This is a genomic window from Aquaspirillum sp. LM1 (genome assembly GCF_002002905.1).
GTDB lineage: Bacteria > Pseudomonadota > Gammaproteobacteria > Burkholderiales > Aquaspirillaceae > Rivihabitans.
Map to the genome: position 1 here is coordinate 255,107 of NZ_CP019509.1, position 14,889 is coordinate 269,995.

The window sequence follows — 14,889 nt, forward strand, 5'->3', positions numbered from 1 at the left end:
CTGGCATCAGGCGATGCTTTCCCGGGTCACAATTTCTCCGCTGAGCGAATGCGGGTGCGCCTCGGTAATCCGGACTTCAATCATCTGGCGCAGCAAGCGTGGCAGACCAGGGAAGTTCACCACCCGGTTATTCATTGTGCGTGCCGCCAGCATGCTGGCGTCGCGGCGGGAGATGTCTTCCACCAGCACCCGTTGCACACTGCCGACCATGCCCTGATTGATGCGCAGGCCCTCGGCCTCGATCACCTCATTCAGTGCTGCCAGCCGGCGTACCTTCTCGCTGTGCGGGATGTCGTCCGGCAGGTTGGCCGCCGGCGTGCCGGGGCGCGGGCTGTAAATGAACACAAAGCTGAAATCAAACGCCAGATCCTGCACCAGCTTCAGCGTGGCGTTGAAATCTGCCTCGCTTTCGCCAGGGAAGCCGACGATAAAGTCCGAGCTCAGGCACAAGTCCGCACGCACGGCGCGCAGTTTGCGAATGATCGACTTGTATTCCAGCACAGTGTAACCGCGCTTCATTGCCGCCAGAATGCGGTCCGAGCCGGATTGCACTGGCAGGTGCAGGTGCGATACCAGCTTGGGCAGCCGGGCAAAGCAGTCGATGATGCGGTCGGTGAATTCGCGCGGATGGCTGGTGGTGAAGCGGATGCGCTCGATACCGGGAATCTCGTGTACGTATTCCAGCAGCAGGGCAAAGTCGGCCATCTCGCCGTCGTGCATCGCACCGCGATAGGCGTTGACGTTCTGTCCCAGTAGGGTGATTTCCTTCACCCCCTGCTGCGCCAGGCCGGCCACTTCCACCAGCACATCGTCCAGCGGGCGCGAGACTTCCTCGCCACGGGTGTAGGGCACCACGCAGAAGGTGCAGTATTTCGAGCAGCCTTCCATGATCGACACAAACGCCGCACCGCCTTCCACCCGGGCCGGTGGAATGTGGTCGAACTTTTCGATTTCCGGGAAGGAAATATCCACCTGCGACAGACCGCTGCTGGCGCGTGCACGCAGCATGTCGGGCAGGCGGTGCAGGGTTTGCGGGCCAAACACCACGTCCACATAGGGCGCACGCTTGACGATGGCCTCGCCTTCCTGGCTGGCCACGCAGCCGCCCACGCCAATCAGCAGATCGGGCTTGAGCTGCTTGAGTTCGCGCACGCGGCCCAGGTCGGAAAACACTTTTTCCTGGGCCTTTTCGCGCACTGAACAGGTGTTGAACAAAATAATATCGGCGTCTTCCGGGGTATTGGTCCGGACTGCGCCCTCGGCGGCCCCCAGCACGTCCAGCATTTTGTCCGAGTCATACTCGTTCATCTGGCAGCCGAAGGTTTTAATGAAGACTTTCTTGCTCACGGGAATCCGTCTGGTGGCAGGTAGCTAAACAGCCCGCCATGATACCCCAAGCCTGCCGGCGTATGGCGAGCACAAAGCAAAAGGCCCGCCGCTTTCGCGACGGGCCTGAATCTTGGTGGCTATGACTGGAGTTGAACCAGTGACCCCAGCATTATGAGTGCTGTGCTCTAACCAACTGAGCTACATAGCCAAAAGAGAGCGCTATTCTAGGGAGGCGGTTTTGGCGTGTCAACTGTTTTTTGTGTTGGATGGGCTGCTGGCGGGCTGTGTGTGGTTTTGCGCCGCTAACGCCCCCTGGCGTGGTGGTGTCACCTTGCCGTATGACTTCCCACTGTCTGCGGCGGCACGCCCAGTCAGGGCCGCTGCGCTGGATGTGGTGAGCGGCGCTTAATGCACCAGCGGGCAGCGGGTTTCTGGCCAGCGAACAGCGCGCTGCCTCAACGCGCCGGCGTCAGCCACGGCAGGGCCGCCCGTTCGTACTGGCTGTAGCGAAAACCAATGCTGCGCCGCCATTCTGCCTGTGCTTCCCCCCACTGGGCAAACCGGGCCGGAATGGGTAGCTGCATCACTTCGGTGGGGGCCAGGCCGCGTTCGGCGGCGCTTTGCAAGGTGGTGTCCAGCCAGGTCAGATAGTCGCGGGTGGCTTCAATGGGTTTGGCGTCCCGGCTGACCGGGCCATGGCCAGGTACCAGCAGCTTGAATGGCAGCGCCTGCAGGGTGTTGAGTGCATTGTGCCAGTTGGCCAGGTTGGCGTTGGGCAGGGTGGGGGTGCGCTGGTTGAACACCTGGTCGATGGCAAACAGTACGCCAGTGCTGTGGTCAAGAATGGCAATGTCCGACTGGGTGTGGCCAGGAACAGACAGAAACTCCAGCCGGTGGCCGCCAATGCTGCGCATGCCCAGCGGCAGTGGGGCGGTGGGGGCCAGGGCTTCGGTGCCGCGCATGCCATCGCCCACCAGCCGGTACAGGTTTTCTGCCAGCCCTTCGCCTTCAGCACGGATCATCGCCGTGGTGGCGGCGTCGGCGCGGATGGGCACATCGCTGAAGGCCTGATTGCCGAGAAAGTGGTCCGGGTGCTTGTGGGTGATGATGACTTCCAGAATGCGCTTGCCGGTGGTTTGCTCAATCAGCTGGCGATACTGCTCGCCAAACCGGCGTGATGGCCCGCTGCCGATCACCACCACGCCTTCTTCGGTAGCAATAAACGCGGTGTTGACCAAAAACCCGCCGTTTTCCGGGGTGAAGTAGCCGGTATCGGCCTCCACCATCCAGGTGTCGGCGGCAATCGGCTGGGCGCGCAGCTCAAACGCCAGCGCCAGGTTGGCGCAGGCCAGCCAGCACAGGCTCAGACAGGTCAGCAGCAGAGGCATGGCGAAAGCTCCTCCATTCAGGATCAGGGCACAAGCGGCAAGCTGGCGCGGTAGTGGTTGCCATCGTTGTCCACGCTGCTGGCGTGCAGCTGGGTGGTGGCGGTGCGATTCAGGTGCAGGGTGAACAGCGGGTTTTCTGCCAGCGAGGCGTCGGTTTCCAGCTTGGCCAGCGGGCGCTGGCTGGCGTCGCTTAGCGTGACCTGCTCGATATTGAAACGCGCCACGCTGGTGACCAGGCCGGTGTCCATTGGATGCATGATGCCCAGCCGCACGCGCAGCACGCCGTCTTCCTCGCGCCAGACCCGGCCACTGACCCGGCCTAGCAGGGTATTCCAGTCGGTGGTCGAGCGGGTCTGGCTGGGCAGGGCACAGCCGCCGCCGGGCGCATCCAGCCATTTTCCGTTAACGTGCCAGACGCCCTTGTCGTCCAGCGCGGCGGCGCGGATGGGGGTGGCCTGGTTTACCCGCATGGCCACCGACAGGCGTGGCTGGGCGTGCAGTGGCTGGTAGCGCAAGGCGCGTGGAATCGGGTTGTAGTCGGCAAATAAAATCAGCTCGCGCACCGCGCCCACGTCACGGGCATCCACACTGACCGGCACAAAATGGCCGTCTTCCACCCGTTCGGGCAGGGTCACTTTCACCCGGTCGTCAAACACCACCTTGCCACCGCCCAGCACCACGCGCTGCATGCTGCTCCACAACGGCGAGTTGAACGGGTCGCCGCCCGGCGGCGGTGCGGCGTAGGCGTTAAGCGCCATCAGCACACCGGCGCTCAGGGTCCATCCAGTCCAGCGGGGTTTCATCAGCGGATACTCCTGCAAACAACCGGTTGAATGAGGCAGTGGGGGGGGAGTCAGTGCGCCGCTGCCGGGGTGTAACGCACCTGATAGCTGGCAAACAGCTTGGCCAACAGTCCCGACTGACGAATGGTTTCCAGCGCGTCGGTCACCGCCCAGCCCAGGTCGCGCAGGGTTTCCTTGGTGGCCATGCCGATTTCCCAGCTGGCCTTGACCAGGCCGGGGGTGGCCAGCGGGGCGACGGGCTTGGCGCTGGCGGCCAGCACCCAGTCCAGCTCGCTTTGCGGGCCAAACACGGCATCGATCTCGCCAGCCAGCAGCGCGCGGGCGGCGCTGGGGGTGTTGGGGTAGTGTTGCAGGCTGGGGCGCAGACGGCCACCTTGCAAGGCGGCCAGGTATAAATCGGCCAGGCTGTCGTTTTCTACGCCGATGCGGGTGCCATGGTCGATCAGGGTTACCGCGCCTGGTGGGCGCTGGCCGGCCCAGGCCATCTGTTCGGTGTAGTACGGGCCAAACAGCACGGCGTTGTGGATGCGCTGGGCCAGCTCGGGGTCGAAGGGCACATGCAGCATCAGGTCGGCGGTGCCGCCGCCCAGATAATGGCCTTTCCAGATGGCGTTGCGCAGGTCGCCATCAATATCGTCAGCGGCGGTCAGTGGCATGAAGTTCACCTTCAGCTCCAGCGCCTGGCCGATGGCGCGGGCCAGATCAACGTCAATGCCGCGCAGTTCGCCGTTTTCCGTCCAGGAGAACGGCGGGAAATCCCGATACACCGCCACGCGCATACTGCCGTTGGCCTTCAGGTCATCCAGATTGGTGGCGGCCCGCAATGGGGCGGCCAGCGCACTGGCCAGCGCGGCCAGCAAGAATTGACGGCGGTTCATCCTGTTTCCTTGGCGCTGCCCGATGGGTCGGGTCAGTCAATACGGACGGTTTCCAGCCAGCTGCGAATGGCCCAGGCGGCTTCCTGCGCCAGAATGCCTTCAAACGACGGCATATAAGTGACGCCGTTGCGCACCGAGCCATGACGGATGCGTTCCTGGAAAATCGGGTCGCCTTCGTCCTGCCCTGGCAGTTTGCGCAGGTCAGGGGCAATGCCGCCGGAAACAGCGTCAATGCCGTGGCAGCGGGCGCAGTTCTGGGCGAAGGCTGCCTTGCCAATGCTGATGGCTTCGGCATTGCCACGATACGGGTTGCTGTCCAGCCAGGTGCTGCCCAGCTTTTTCAGGTTGCCGGTGTCCACCGGCTGGGGTACCACGTCGCCGTGAGCGCTGGCAGCGCCCGCCACAACCAGGGCACCAGCGGCCAGCATGGCCAGGGAAAGCAGACGCAGACGGTGTTTCATGATGGTTAATCCTTGCGTGTCATCGGGGGGATGCGAGGCGCTGGGCCACATGGGCGGCCGGCAGCGCATCGGGTTTAATCAGGTGGGCGTATCGGCGCGCGGTGGTTCGCCCGCGTGGGCCAGCTCGGCTTGTTCGGCATCGCTGAACAGCCGTGACCGGGTGAGAAAGCGCACACCCTCGGGCGCTTCCACTGAAAAACTTGACCCGCGACCTTCAACCACGTCGATGGTCAGCTGGGTATTGCGCCAGTAGTCAAACTGGAACGCACTCATATAAAACGGGCAGCCGGCAATCTGGCCCAGCAGCACGTCCTGATGGCCGAGGTGGAATTCTCCTTGCGGGTAACACATCGGTGCGCTGCCATCACAGCAACCGCCCGACTGATGGAATAACACCGGGCCATGCCGAGCAATCAGCCGTTCGATTAAATCGGCAGCCGCAGGGGTCAGGGTGACGCGTTCAATCATGGTGTTTCTCCAGCAGACGGGGGTGGAGGGAAACCGGCCCATGCACGGGGCGGGTTTCTCCGGACCTGAAGCCAGTGACTTCTTGGCGTGGTTCACCAACCCGGCGTAGCGTGCCGCGCCGAAGCCATACAGCAAGGCAGCGCAACCACGCCAGGCGGGTTGAGTGAGCGACGCTTAGAAGAAGCCCAGTGCGTTCGGGCTGTAGCTCACCAGCAGGTTTTTGGTTTGCTGATAGTGTTCCAGCATCATCTTGTGGGTTTCGCGGCCAATGCCGGACTTCTTGTAGCCACCAAAGGCAGCGTGGGCCGGGTACAGGTGGTAGCAGTTGGTCCACACACGGCCAGCCTTGATGCCACGGCCCATGCGATAGGCCAGGGTGCCATCACGGGTCCACACGCCTGCGCCCAGACCAAAGGCCGAGTCGTTGGCAATGGCCAGGGCGTCTTCCTTGTCCTTGAAGGTAGTCACGGCGACCACCGGGCCAAAGATTTCTTCCTGGAACACGCGCATCTTGTTGTGGCCGGCCAGGATGGTCGGTTCCACGTAGTAGCCTTCGTCCAGCCCGCTGCCCAGCTTGGCCTGTGCGCCGCCGATCAGCACTTGTGCGCCTTCCTGGCGGCCAATGTCGATGTAGGACAGGATCTTGTCCAGCTGTTCGCGGGAAGCCTGGGCACCAATCATGGTGCTCGGGTCGTACGGGCTGCCTTGCTTGACGGCCTTGACGCGTTCCACGGCGCGTTCCATGAATTTTTCGTAGATGGATTCCTGCACCAGCACGCGGCTCGGGCAGGTGCACACTTCGCCCTGGTTCAGCGCGAACATGGAGAAGCCTTCCAGTGCCTTGTCGAAGAAAGCGTCGTCTTCGTTCATCACGTCGGCAAAGAAGATGTTGGGCGACTTGCCACCCAGCTCCAGGGTCACCGGAATGATGTTTTCCGAGGCGTATTGCATGATCAGACGGCCAGTGGAGGTTTCACCGGTAAATGCCACTTTATTGATGCGGCTGTTGGTGGCCAGCGGCTTGCCGGCTTCCAGACCAAAACCGTTTACCACGTTGAGCACGCCCGGCGGCAGCAGGTCGCCAATCAGGTCGAGCAGCACCACGATGCTCATCGGGGTTTGTTCTGCCGGCTTGAGCACCACGCAGTTGCCTGCCACCAGGGCCGGGGCCAGTTTCCAGGCGGCCATCAGCAGCGGGAAGTTCCACGGGATGATCTGGCCCACCACGCCCAGCGGCTCGTGGAAATGGTACGCCACAGTGTTGTCGTCGATTTCGCAGATCGAGCCTTCCTGGGCGCGGATACAACCGGCGTAGTAGCGGAAGTGGTCGATGGCCAGCGGGATGTCGGCGGCGTTGGTTTCGCGGATCGGCTTGCCGTTGTCGGCGGTTTCCACGGCGGCGATGAAGCTGGCGTACTGCTCCATGCGGTCGGCAATCTTGAGCAGGATATTGGAGCGTTCGGTGGTGGACGAGCGGCCCCATTTGTCGGCGGCGGCGTGGGCGGCATCCAGTGCCAGTTCGATATCTTCAGCCGACGAGCGGGCAATTTCGCACAGCGGCTTGCCGTCCACCGGGCTGGTGTTCACAAAGTACTGGCCACGAACCGGGGCAACCCAGCCACCGTTGATGAAGTTGTCGTAGCGGCTGCGCAGCGGAATCTTTTTGTCGATGCAATCAAGGGTGTTTTGCAGCATGGCGGTGTCTCCTGGCTCTGGGGTGGACAAACTTCTGTCGGCATTGACAGTAAGCGGATTGTCGTCACCCACAGCCCGATCAGCCATGCTACTTTGGTCGCAAGACCGATCTGTTGCATTTTGCAACAGCCATGGGTGACGCAAAATGGCACAACTGACACAGTGTGCCACACTCATGTCATATCCGGATATCGTAGAACTACCGGGTCAGTGCAGAATTGTGCTGGCAGATCAAGCCATTGGCCGGGGGGGACCAAAGTCGTAGTCGGGCGGGGAAATTTGGGCATGTGGCTTGCGCCAAGGGGCGGGCAGTCACATCACCCCAAAAATACGGAGAAGACATGAAACACGCATCCCCCCTGACGCTGGCCGCCCTGGCCGTGGCTGGCCTGGCCAGCGCGCCCGCCATGGCGCTGGAAGTTTACAATAACAAGGGCTGGACGCTGGACATCAGCGGCTCGGTCAATGCCTTCTACACCACCAGTAAAACCGAACAAAGCAGCCGCTCCAGCCAGATTGAAAACGGCCTGCTGCCGGGCTACTTCAATATCACCGCCGCCACCCAGCAGCGTGGCTGGGATATCAAGGGCGTGATTGGCATCTGGCCGGGGCTGGATTCCGACTCGCCGGCGCTTTCCAGCGCCACCGCCGGGGTGGGCAAATCCACCGTGGATGCGCGGACCAACTACCTGAGCTTTGGCAAGCCCAATGTCGGTACCTTCAAGTTTGGCCGCGATGTGGGCCTGTTCCAGTCCAATGCCATCCTCAACGACATGACCCTGATTGGCGTGGGCGGTGGCGGTGGTCAGGCGCGTAACATCAATACCACGCTGGGGGGCATTGGCGCGGGCTACATCTATGCCGAATTCCAGCCGCAAATTACCTACACCACGCCCAAGTTCAACGGCTTTTCCGCCACCATTGGTGCCTATGACAACAAGGACGTGAATGGTGCTGGCAAAACCGGGCGCAATGTGGGCTATCAAGGCCAGGCCTTGTATGAATTCAAGAACAACACCCTGTCTGGCAAGGCCTGGCTGGGCTTTGTCAACCAGAAGTTCAACCTGATTCGCAGCAACAACGCCACCGGCTTCGAGTTTGGTGCCAAGATGGACATCGGCAACCTGGGCCTGATGGCCGAAGGCTTTACCGGCAAGGGCATTGGCGACACCATTCTGTTTTCTGGCGGCACCGATGCGCTTGGCCAGAACCGCCGCTCGGATGGCTATCTGCTGCAAGCCACCTACAAGTTTGACGACCTGAAAGTCGGCCTCAGCCACGGCGAAAGCCGCACCAAGCGCACCGGCAGCGAAGGCAGTGGCTACGCCAACCGCGTGGTGGGCACCACCCTGGGCGGCTACTACAGCCTGACTGACAACCTGACCCTGGTGGGCGAAGTGAACCGCCGCACCAACAAGGTGACCAACCGCGACACCGATGGCGTTTCGCTGGGCGCGATTCTGTTCTTCTGATTTTTCCCGAACGCCCTCCCCCCACGTTCAGGCAGAGCGCACCCCGCCGGGTTTGTCCCGGTGGGGTTTTTTGTCTTGTTGCGACTGATATCCATCACCTCGGCGCAGATAGAACCCTGGCGCGGCCACAGGGTGAGCGCGAGGCCGCTGCGAACAGTGCGCCATCGCACTCTGGTGGAGTCGGTATTTCCATTTCTTCTGCTCTTGCGACAATTTGCCGCAGGGCGCTGCTGCCTGCCCATCACCAGCTTGTGCTATGGTAAACGGCCTGATGGCTCTCACCTCTGGCTCGCATGTTGCCCGATTCTTATGCTCCGGCTTTTTCCCGATTGATTGCCCTGCGCTGGGGCTTTTTGCTGCTGGCGGCGCTGGGCCTGGGCCTGGCGGTGCAGGACGGCATGGCGCTGCCCTGGCTGCCCATGCTGGCGGTGTTGGCGGCGCTGGCGCTGGTCAATGGCTTTTCCCAGTTGCTGTCCCGCCGCCGGCTCATTGAACGGCCCTGGGCGGTGGCAGCGGCCTTGGCGCTGGACTGCACCATCCTGGGTATCTTGCTGTTTTTCAGCGGCGGGGCAAATAATCCGCTGGTCACCCTGTACCTGCTGCCGCTGGTGTTTGCCGCGCTGGTGCTGCCCATCCAGCTGGCCTGGCTGCTGGCCGGCCTGGCCGTGGTGGATTACACCTTCCTGATGGAATTCTTCATCCCGCTGCCGGGCTCGGCAGAAGACCCGGCACTGGCGTTTCGCCTGCATACCGTGGGCATGTGGGCCACCTTCTGCGGGGCTGCCGTGCTGATGGTGGGGCTGATTGGCCGGATGACCCGCGAACTGCACGCCCGCGATATCGCCCTGCGGGATTTTCGCGAAAAACAACTGCGCGATGAAAAATGGGTGGCCATGGGCACCCTGGCCGCCAGCGCCGCGCACGAGCTGGGCACGCCGCTCTCCACCCTGGCGGTGCTGATTGGCGAATGGCAACACCAAGCCGCCGACCAGCCCGACCTGGCCGATGATCTGGAACTGATGCACGCCCAGGTCACTGCCTGCAAGGCCGCGCTCAACCGGCTGGCCAACGAGGCTGGCGTCAGCCGGGGCGGCGATGCCGTCCAGGAAGTGCAGGCCATTGACCAGACGCTGGCCAGCCTGCTGCGGCAATGGCGTACCCTGCGCCCGGACGTGGTGGTGAACTACCAGCCCGATCCGGCCCCCGCCCCCCGGCTGGCGCTGGATCCCAGCCTGGCCCCGGCGCTGCTGAATCTGCTGAACAATGCCGCCGACGCCTCGCCGGAAGCCGTGGACATTCGCGCCCAGTGGAGCGGCCCGGCGCTGGGTCTGACCATCCACAACCATGGCCCCGGCCTGCCAGCGGCGTTTGCTCAGGGCATTCCGCCGCTGGGCACCGCCAGCAGCAAGGGCGGCATGGGCCTGGGCGTGGCGCTGGCGCATGCCACCATTGAACGACTGGGCGGCGAAGTCCGCCTGCGCAATCGACCCGATAGCGGGGTGGAGGCCACCGTCACCCTGCCCTGGCCCCCCGGAACCCAACGATGACCCTGCTGCTGATTGATGACGATCCTGCTTTCAGTCTGGTCCTGCGCCGCGCCCTGTCGCGGCGAGGCTACGACGTTCACACCGCCGCCACCCCGGAACAGGCGCTGGAGGCCGCCAGCGCGCATGACCCGGACGGGATCGTGCTCGACCTGAACCTGGCCGGCGAAAGCGGCCTGCGCATCCTGCCCACCCTGCGCCAGCACTGCCCTGACGCTGCCATTGTGGTGCTGACCGGCTACGCCAGCATCGCCACCGCCGTGGACGCCATCAAGCTGGGGGCCACCCAATACCTGGCCAAACCGGCCAGCGCCGACGACATCCTGGCCGCACTGGGCCACAGCGAGCCTGACCCGGAACAGGCGCTGCCAGAACAGCCGATGTCGGTGCGCCGGCTGACCTGGGAGCATATCCAGCGCGTACTGGCCGAACACGACGGCAACGTGTCGGCCACCGCCCGCGCGCTGGACATGCACCGGCGCACGCTGCAACGGATGCTGGCCAAACGGCCTGCCAATCGGTGAGGGGGGCTGGCAATGGGCAAGGCGCGGCGCTGAATGAGGGAGAGGGAGGGGTGAAACCCTATTAAACCTTGTCTCAATAAAGTTTAATAGTGACGAGCCTTGTTAAACGATGTGGGAGGGATGGGGCTGCCGGAACGGGGTGCCATACGGTGGTGTCACAGCGCCAGGCGCGAGGGCGGGGCAGGTGCTCAGTCAGATGGCGTTGAGCCTTCCAGGTTGGTGCGATGGTGATCAGGAGAGGGTGGCAAGCGGGGGGATTTGGTGGAGAATGCAGCGGATATCGTGGGGTGGAATAGGTAATGATTGAAGCAGTCATCATCGGAAACTTCAAATCGCTGGAGCGGATAGAACTGCAATTTGGCAAATTCAATTGCCTGGTGGGCATGAATGGTGCGGGTAAAAGCACCATCTTGCAGGCCTTGGATCTCTTGACGCAGTTGATGCACGGCACTGTGGATCAATGGCTGGAGGCCAGAGGCTGGGCCAGTAAGGATTTGTACTGTCGGACAGGAGGCTCCCGCGCTGTGCCTCGTGGCATTCCGCTAACGATAGGTTTACGCTTGGACGATGGCAGGCAGCTTAGCTGGGGAGGCATTCTCAGTCACGGCAATATGCGTATCACCGCTGAGAAAGCGCTGCTTGAAAACAAACCAATCTTCGTCGTGTTGAACAATAAATATGATCTGCTTGGTCAGAAGCATGAAATCACCCAAGACTACACCGGCTCACTATTGGCCAGCCTGAAAGAAAATCTACTCCCGCCCGAGCTGAAAACCCTACGCGACGCCATCCGCAATATCCGCTCACTCGAACTGCTGTCCCCACACTTGCTGCGCAAACGCTCGCGCGCGCAGGACCAAGACATTGGCGCTGGCGGAGAAAAATTGTCCGGCTTTCTGGCCACGCTCAAGGGCGAGCAAAAAGCCCAGCTGCTGGCGGTGTTGCGCCAGTTTTATCCCCAACTGCGCGATTTTCGGGTGGCGAATGTCAGAGGCGGCTGGAAGCGGTTGATGGTCACCGAGGCGGTGCAATCCGCCGATGACCCCTCACAGGAAAAATTGCTGGAAACCGAAGCCAGCCAGCTGAATGACGGCCTGTTGCGCATTCTGGCCATGCTGGCGCAGGCCAACAGCCAGCGCAGCGGCATGCTGCTGCTGGATGAAGTGGAAAACGGCGTCAATCCGGAGATTGTCGAAAAGCTGGTCAATGCCTTGGTCAATAGCCCGGTGCAGGTGCTGGTGACCTCGCATAGCCCGATGATTTTGAATTATCTGGACGACGAGGTGGCGCGCGAAGCGGTGCAGTTTGTCTATAAAAATCCGTGCGGCCAAACCCGGGTGCGGCGCTTTTTTGACCTGCCGGGTATTGGCGACAAGCTGAACTATATGGGGCCGGGCGAAGCGTTTGTGGACACCAATCTGGCGGCGCTGACCGACGAATGCGTGGCGCTGGATGCCGCCGAGGACGCAGAAGAGGCCGCCAAGGCGGCAGACAAGGCGCAGCCATGATCGTGGTGCTGAGTGGAGAAGGCCGCTCCGACCTGGGCGCGTGCCGCAATGCGCAAGGCCATTGCTCAGGCGACACGTTCGCACCAGGCCCGATGACCGTGCTGGTGGACCAGGAAATCGCTAGCCATTTGCACTATTCGCCGCTGGCGTGCGCCCCTGAGGCGTATCTCTATGTGTCAGAAACCTGGCTGAGCGAGCAAGCACGCGTACGCAAACAAAACAGCCGCAAAATAAGCCTCACCGGCCAGAAACGCGGCCAGGAAACCGGGTATTACCATATCAACGCCTGGATGCTGGGCGAGGCCGCAAAGGACTTCGAGCAGCAGCACAACGACATCGCCATTGCCGTGTTGTTTCGTGACAGCGATGGCTCACATGCAGCCAGGGCAAGCGAATGGTCAGATAAATGGCAGTCAATGCGCAGTGGTTTTCAGCGCGCCGAGCTGGGCGCGCGCGGCGTGCCGATGCTGCCCAAGCCCAAGTCAGAGGCCTGGCTACTGTGCGCAGTGGCCAATGGTTACCAGCATTGTCAGGCATTGGAGGGCTTGCCCGGCAACGATGATTCACCGTATTCGGCCAAGAAGCAGTTGCAGGCGGCGCTGGGCGGCGATGCGTCTACCGAGGCGCAGCTGAACTGGCTGCAAGCGCATGGCTTCGACCATGAGGCGGTGGCTGCCAATATGCCCAGCTACCAGCAGTTTAAAACCAGCCTGGCCGCGGCCATCGGCGAGGTGCGCAGCCATCACCGGTCATAACCCCCGTGGCACCAGATTGTCAGAGGCTGGCGCTGGTCATGTGGTTCCCGGCCTGGCGTGCGTTCATTCCTAACCAAAAATTCAGCAACACCAGCCACTTGCCCGCTGCAAACATTCGTTACATTTGCACAATAGTTCCGACACCTTCTCCTGCGAATCTCTTACCCGTCACATACGTCCCCTGTGACGGTACACCAGTTTCCTCCCCGACCGTCTCCCCGTCGGTCGGGGTGTACCCGGTGTCTATAGAATAAGAGCCGTCAACAAAACGCAGCACACGCGTTCGGCCTGGCTGCGCAATACCGCCCCGGTTTTGTTGGCCGACCCAAGGAGAGGAGAAGTCGTGTCTCAAGAAGCCTATCGTCAAGGTCTGGATCAGAATCCGGCCAACTATGTTCCGCTGTCCCCGCTGACCTATCTCGAACGCGCCGCCTATGTGTACCCAAGCCGCTTGTCGGTGGTGTACAACGACCGCCAGTACACCTGGGCGCAAACCTATGAGCGCTGCCGCCGTCTGGCCTCGGCGCTGCAATTGGCCGGCGTGAAGCCGGGCGACACCGTGGCCACCATGCTGCCCAATGTGCCGGCGATGTACGAAGCCCACTTTGGCATTCCGATGTCTGGCGCGGTGCTCAACACCCTGAACACCCGCATCGATGCCGATTCGGTGGCCTTCATGCTCAAGCATGGCGAAGCCAAAGTGCTGTTCACCGACCCGGAATACGCCGATATCGTTGGCAATGCGCTGGAGCTGATGGAGCCGGCTGAGCGCCCGCTGGTGATTGACGTGGCTGACGCCAGCTACGCCGGGCCGGACTACCGCCTGGGCCAGCAGGAATATGAAGACTTTATCGCCACCGGCGACGCCGGCTTTGTCTGGAGCATGCCAGACAACGAATGGGACGCGATTTCGCTGAACTACACCTCCGGCACCACCGGCAACCCCAAGGGCGTGGTCTACCACCATCGCGGTGCTTACCTGAACGCGGTGAGCAATATCGTATCGTGGGGCATGCAGCCGCACGCGGTATACCTGTGGACGCTGCCGATGTTCCACTGCAATGGCTGGTGTTTCCCGTGGACCATGGCCGCCAACGCCGGGGTGAATGTCTGCCTGCGCCGGGTGGATGTCAATCGTATTTTCGAGCTGATCCGCACCCTGAAGGTCAGCCATTTCTGCGGTGCACCGATCGTGCACGGCATGCTGATCAATGCCCCGGAATCCGTCCGCGCTGGCATCGATCATCCGGTTAACGGCCTGATTGCCGGCGCTGCGCCGCCCGCTGCCATTATCGAAGGCATGGAGCGCATCGGCTTCAACATCACCCATGTGTACGGTCTGACCGAAACCTACGGCCCGGCCTCGGTGTGCGCCAAGCATCCGGAGTGGGACAGCCTGCCGATTGAACAGCGCGCCGAGATGAATGGCCGCCAGGGCGTGCGTTACCACATGCAGGAAGCGGTATCGGTGCGCGACCCGATCACCCTGGAAGCGGTGCCGGCTGATGGTGAAACCATGGGCGAAGTGATGTTCCGTGGCAATCTGGTGATGAAGGGCTATCTGAAAAACCTGAACGCCAGCGATGAAGCCTTTGCCGGCGGCTGGTTCCACACCGGTGACCTGGCGGTGATGCAGCCGGATGGCTACATCAAGATCAAGGACCGCTCCAAGGACGTGATTATCTCCGGCGGCGAAAACATTTCGTCGATCGAAGTGGAAGACGTGCTCTATCGCCACCCGGCGGTGTCGGCGGCGGCGGTGATTGCCATGCCCGACCCGAAATGGGGCGAGGTGCCGTGTGCCTTCCTCGAGCTGAAAGACGGCGCGGACACCACCGAAGAAGCCATCATCGAATACTGCCGCGAGCATCTGGCCCGCTTCAAGGTGCCCAAGAAGGTGTTCTTTGGCCCGTTGCCGAAAACCTCCACCGGCAAGCTGCAGAAGTACCTGCTGCGCCAGCAGATGAAGTCTGCTTCGGCCATCGGTTGATCGCTGCGGCCCTGCCCACCCGCCTGTTCTGACCGCCCCGCTGCCGGGGCGGTTTCTCGAAAGCACATACCTCA

The 14,889-nt window shown here is 62.1% G+C and carries 14 protein-coding genes and 1 tRNA gene; 6 read left to right on the forward strand and 9 right to left on the reverse strand.

The features are described 5' to 3' along the window. Positions 1-6: 6 nt before the first annotated feature. From miaB to adh, 8 genes are all read right to left on the reverse strand, one after another. On the reverse strand, positions 7-1,347 hold the full coding sequence (miaB, locus tag BXU06_RS01170; RefSeq protein ID WP_256364055.1) for a tRNA (N6-isopentenyl adenosine(37)-C2)-methylthiotransferase MiaB: 1,341 nt from the start codon (positions 1,345-1,347) through the stop codon (positions 7-9). A gap of 113 nt (positions 1,348-1,460) precedes the next feature. After that, positions 1,461-1,537: transfer RNA gene (locus BXU06_RS01175), tRNA-Met, on the reverse strand. Between the two features lie 247 nt (positions 1,538-1,784). Next, positions 1,785-2,717, reverse strand: a complete 933-nt coding sequence (locus BXU06_RS01180) for a quinoprotein relay system zinc metallohydrolase 1 (protein ID WP_077296126.1) — start codon at positions 2,715-2,717, stop codon at positions 1,785-1,787. 23 nt (positions 2,718-2,740) lie between these two features. Continuing rightward, the gene (locus tag BXU06_RS01185) at positions 2,741-3,520 is read right to left on the reverse strand and encodes a quinoprotein dehydrogenase-associated SoxYZ-like carrier (RefSeq protein WP_077296127.1); all 780 of its coding nucleotides are present in this window, start codon (positions 3,518-3,520) and stop codon (positions 2,741-2,743) included. A 50-nt stretch (positions 3,521-3,570) separates the two neighbouring features. Then, on the reverse strand, positions 3,571-4,398 hold the full coding sequence (locus tag BXU06_RS01190; protein WP_077296128.1) for an ABC transporter substrate-binding protein: 828 nt from the start codon (positions 4,396-4,398) through the stop codon (positions 3,571-3,573). Positions 4,399-4,430: 32 nt separating this feature from the next. After that, the gene (pedF, locus tag BXU06_RS01195; protein WP_077296129.1) at positions 4,431-4,859 is read right to left on the reverse strand and encodes a cytochrome c-550 PedF; all 429 of its coding nucleotides are present in this window, start codon (positions 4,857-4,859) and stop codon (positions 4,431-4,433) included. A gap of 78 nt (positions 4,860-4,937) precedes the next feature. After that, complete coding sequence (locus BXU06_RS01200) at positions 4,938-5,327, reverse strand: DUF779 domain-containing protein (protein ID WP_077296130.1); 390 nt, start codon at positions 5,325-5,327, stop codon at positions 4,938-4,940. A gap of 174 nt (positions 5,328-5,501) precedes the next feature. Next, entirely contained in the window at positions 5,502-7,022 is a 1,521-nt protein-coding gene (adh, locus tag BXU06_RS01205) for an aldehyde dehydrogenase (protein WP_077296131.1), read from the reverse strand. A gap of 341 nt (positions 7,023-7,363) precedes the next feature. Between adh and BXU06_RS01210 the strand changes: the two genes are divergently transcribed. The 3 genes from BXU06_RS01210 (at position 7,364) to BXU06_RS01220 (ending at position 10,562) form a co-directional block, all read left to right on the forward strand. Then, positions 7,364-8,494 carry a porin gene (locus BXU06_RS01210; protein ID WP_077296132.1) on the forward strand — a complete coding sequence of 377 codons (1,131 nt, stop codon included), beginning with the start codon at positions 7,364-7,366 and terminating at the stop codon, positions 8,492-8,494. Between the two features lie 293 nt (positions 8,495-8,787). After that, positions 8,788-10,041 carry an ATP-binding protein gene (locus BXU06_RS01215; RefSeq protein ID WP_150125059.1) on the forward strand — a complete coding sequence of 418 codons (1,254 nt, stop codon included), beginning with the start codon at positions 8,788-8,790 and terminating at the stop codon, positions 10,039-10,041. After that, positions 10,038-10,562 carry a response regulator transcription factor gene (locus tag BXU06_RS01220; protein ID WP_077296134.1) on the forward strand — a complete coding sequence of 175 codons (525 nt, stop codon included), beginning with the start codon at positions 10,038-10,040 and terminating at the stop codon, positions 10,560-10,562. The genes BXU06_RS01215 and BXU06_RS01220 overlap by 4 nt, the downstream gene beginning before the upstream one ends. Positions 10,563-10,750: 188 nt before the next feature. Here BXU06_RS01220 and BXU06_RS17970 read toward each other — a convergent pair whose 3' ends face one another. Beyond that, on the reverse strand, positions 10,751-11,008 hold the full coding sequence (locus BXU06_RS17970) for a hypothetical protein (protein ID WP_253189591.1): 258 nt from the start codon (positions 11,006-11,008) through the stop codon (positions 10,751-10,753). Between BXU06_RS17970 and BXU06_RS01225 the strand changes: the two genes are divergently transcribed. The 3 genes from BXU06_RS01225 (at position 10,913) to BXU06_RS01235 (ending at position 14,815) form a co-directional block, all read left to right on the forward strand. Next, positions 10,913-12,070 carry an AAA family ATPase gene (locus BXU06_RS01225; RefSeq protein ID WP_374754338.1) on the forward strand — a complete coding sequence of 386 codons (1,158 nt, stop codon included), beginning with the start codon at positions 10,913-10,915 and terminating at the stop codon, positions 12,068-12,070. The two genes, BXU06_RS17970 and BXU06_RS01225, sit on opposite strands and share 96 nt — an antisense overlap. Further along, entirely contained in the window at positions 12,067-12,825 is a 759-nt protein-coding gene (locus tag BXU06_RS01230; RefSeq protein ID WP_077296136.1) for a hypothetical protein, read from the forward strand. The genes BXU06_RS01225 and BXU06_RS01230 overlap by 4 nt, the downstream gene beginning before the upstream one ends. 343 nt (positions 12,826-13,168) lie before the next feature. Continuing rightward, positions 13,169-14,815, forward strand: coding sequence for an acyl-CoA synthetase (locus BXU06_RS01235; RefSeq protein ID WP_077296137.1), 1,647 nt, complete (start codon positions 13,169-13,171; stop codon positions 14,813-14,815). Positions 14,816-14,889: the final 74 nt, after the last annotated feature.

Coding starts and splice junctions, on each gene's coding strand:
- BXU06_RS01190 (WP_077296128.1), bottom strand. CDS start 4,398: ATGAACCGCCGTCAATTCTTGCTGGCCGCGCTGGCCAGTGCGCTGGCC.
- BXU06_RS01200 (WP_077296130.1), bottom strand. CDS start 5,327: ATGATTGAACGCGTCACCCTGACCCCTGCGGCTGCCGATTTAATCGAA.
- BXU06_RS01220 (WP_077296134.1), top strand. CDS start 10,038: ATGACCCTGCTGCTGATTGATGACGATCCTGCTTTCAGTCTGGTCCTG.
- BXU06_RS01230 (WP_077296136.1), top strand. CDS start 12,067: ATGATCGTGGTGCTGAGTGGAGAAGGCCGCTCCGACCTGGGCGCGTGC.
- BXU06_RS01215 (WP_150125059.1), top strand. CDS start 8,788: ATGTTGCCCGATTCTTATGCTCCGGCTTTTTCCCGATTGATTGCCCTG.
- adh (WP_077296131.1), bottom strand. CDS start 7,022: ATGCTGCAAAACACCCTTGATTGCATCGACAAAAAGATTCCGCTGCGC.
- BXU06_RS01210 (WP_077296132.1), top strand. CDS start 7,364: ATGAAACACGCATCCCCCCTGACGCTGGCCGCCCTGGCCGTGGCTGGC.
- pedF (WP_077296129.1), bottom strand. CDS start 4,859: ATGAAACACCGTCTGCGTCTGCTTTCCCTGGCCATGCTGGCCGCTGGT.
- BXU06_RS01180 (WP_077296126.1), bottom strand. CDS start 2,717: ATGCCTCTGCTGCTGACCTGTCTGAGCCTGTGCTGGCTGGCCTGCGCC.
- BXU06_RS01185 (WP_077296127.1), bottom strand. CDS start 3,520: ATGAAACCCCGCTGGACTGGATGGACCCTGAGCGCCGGTGTGCTGATG.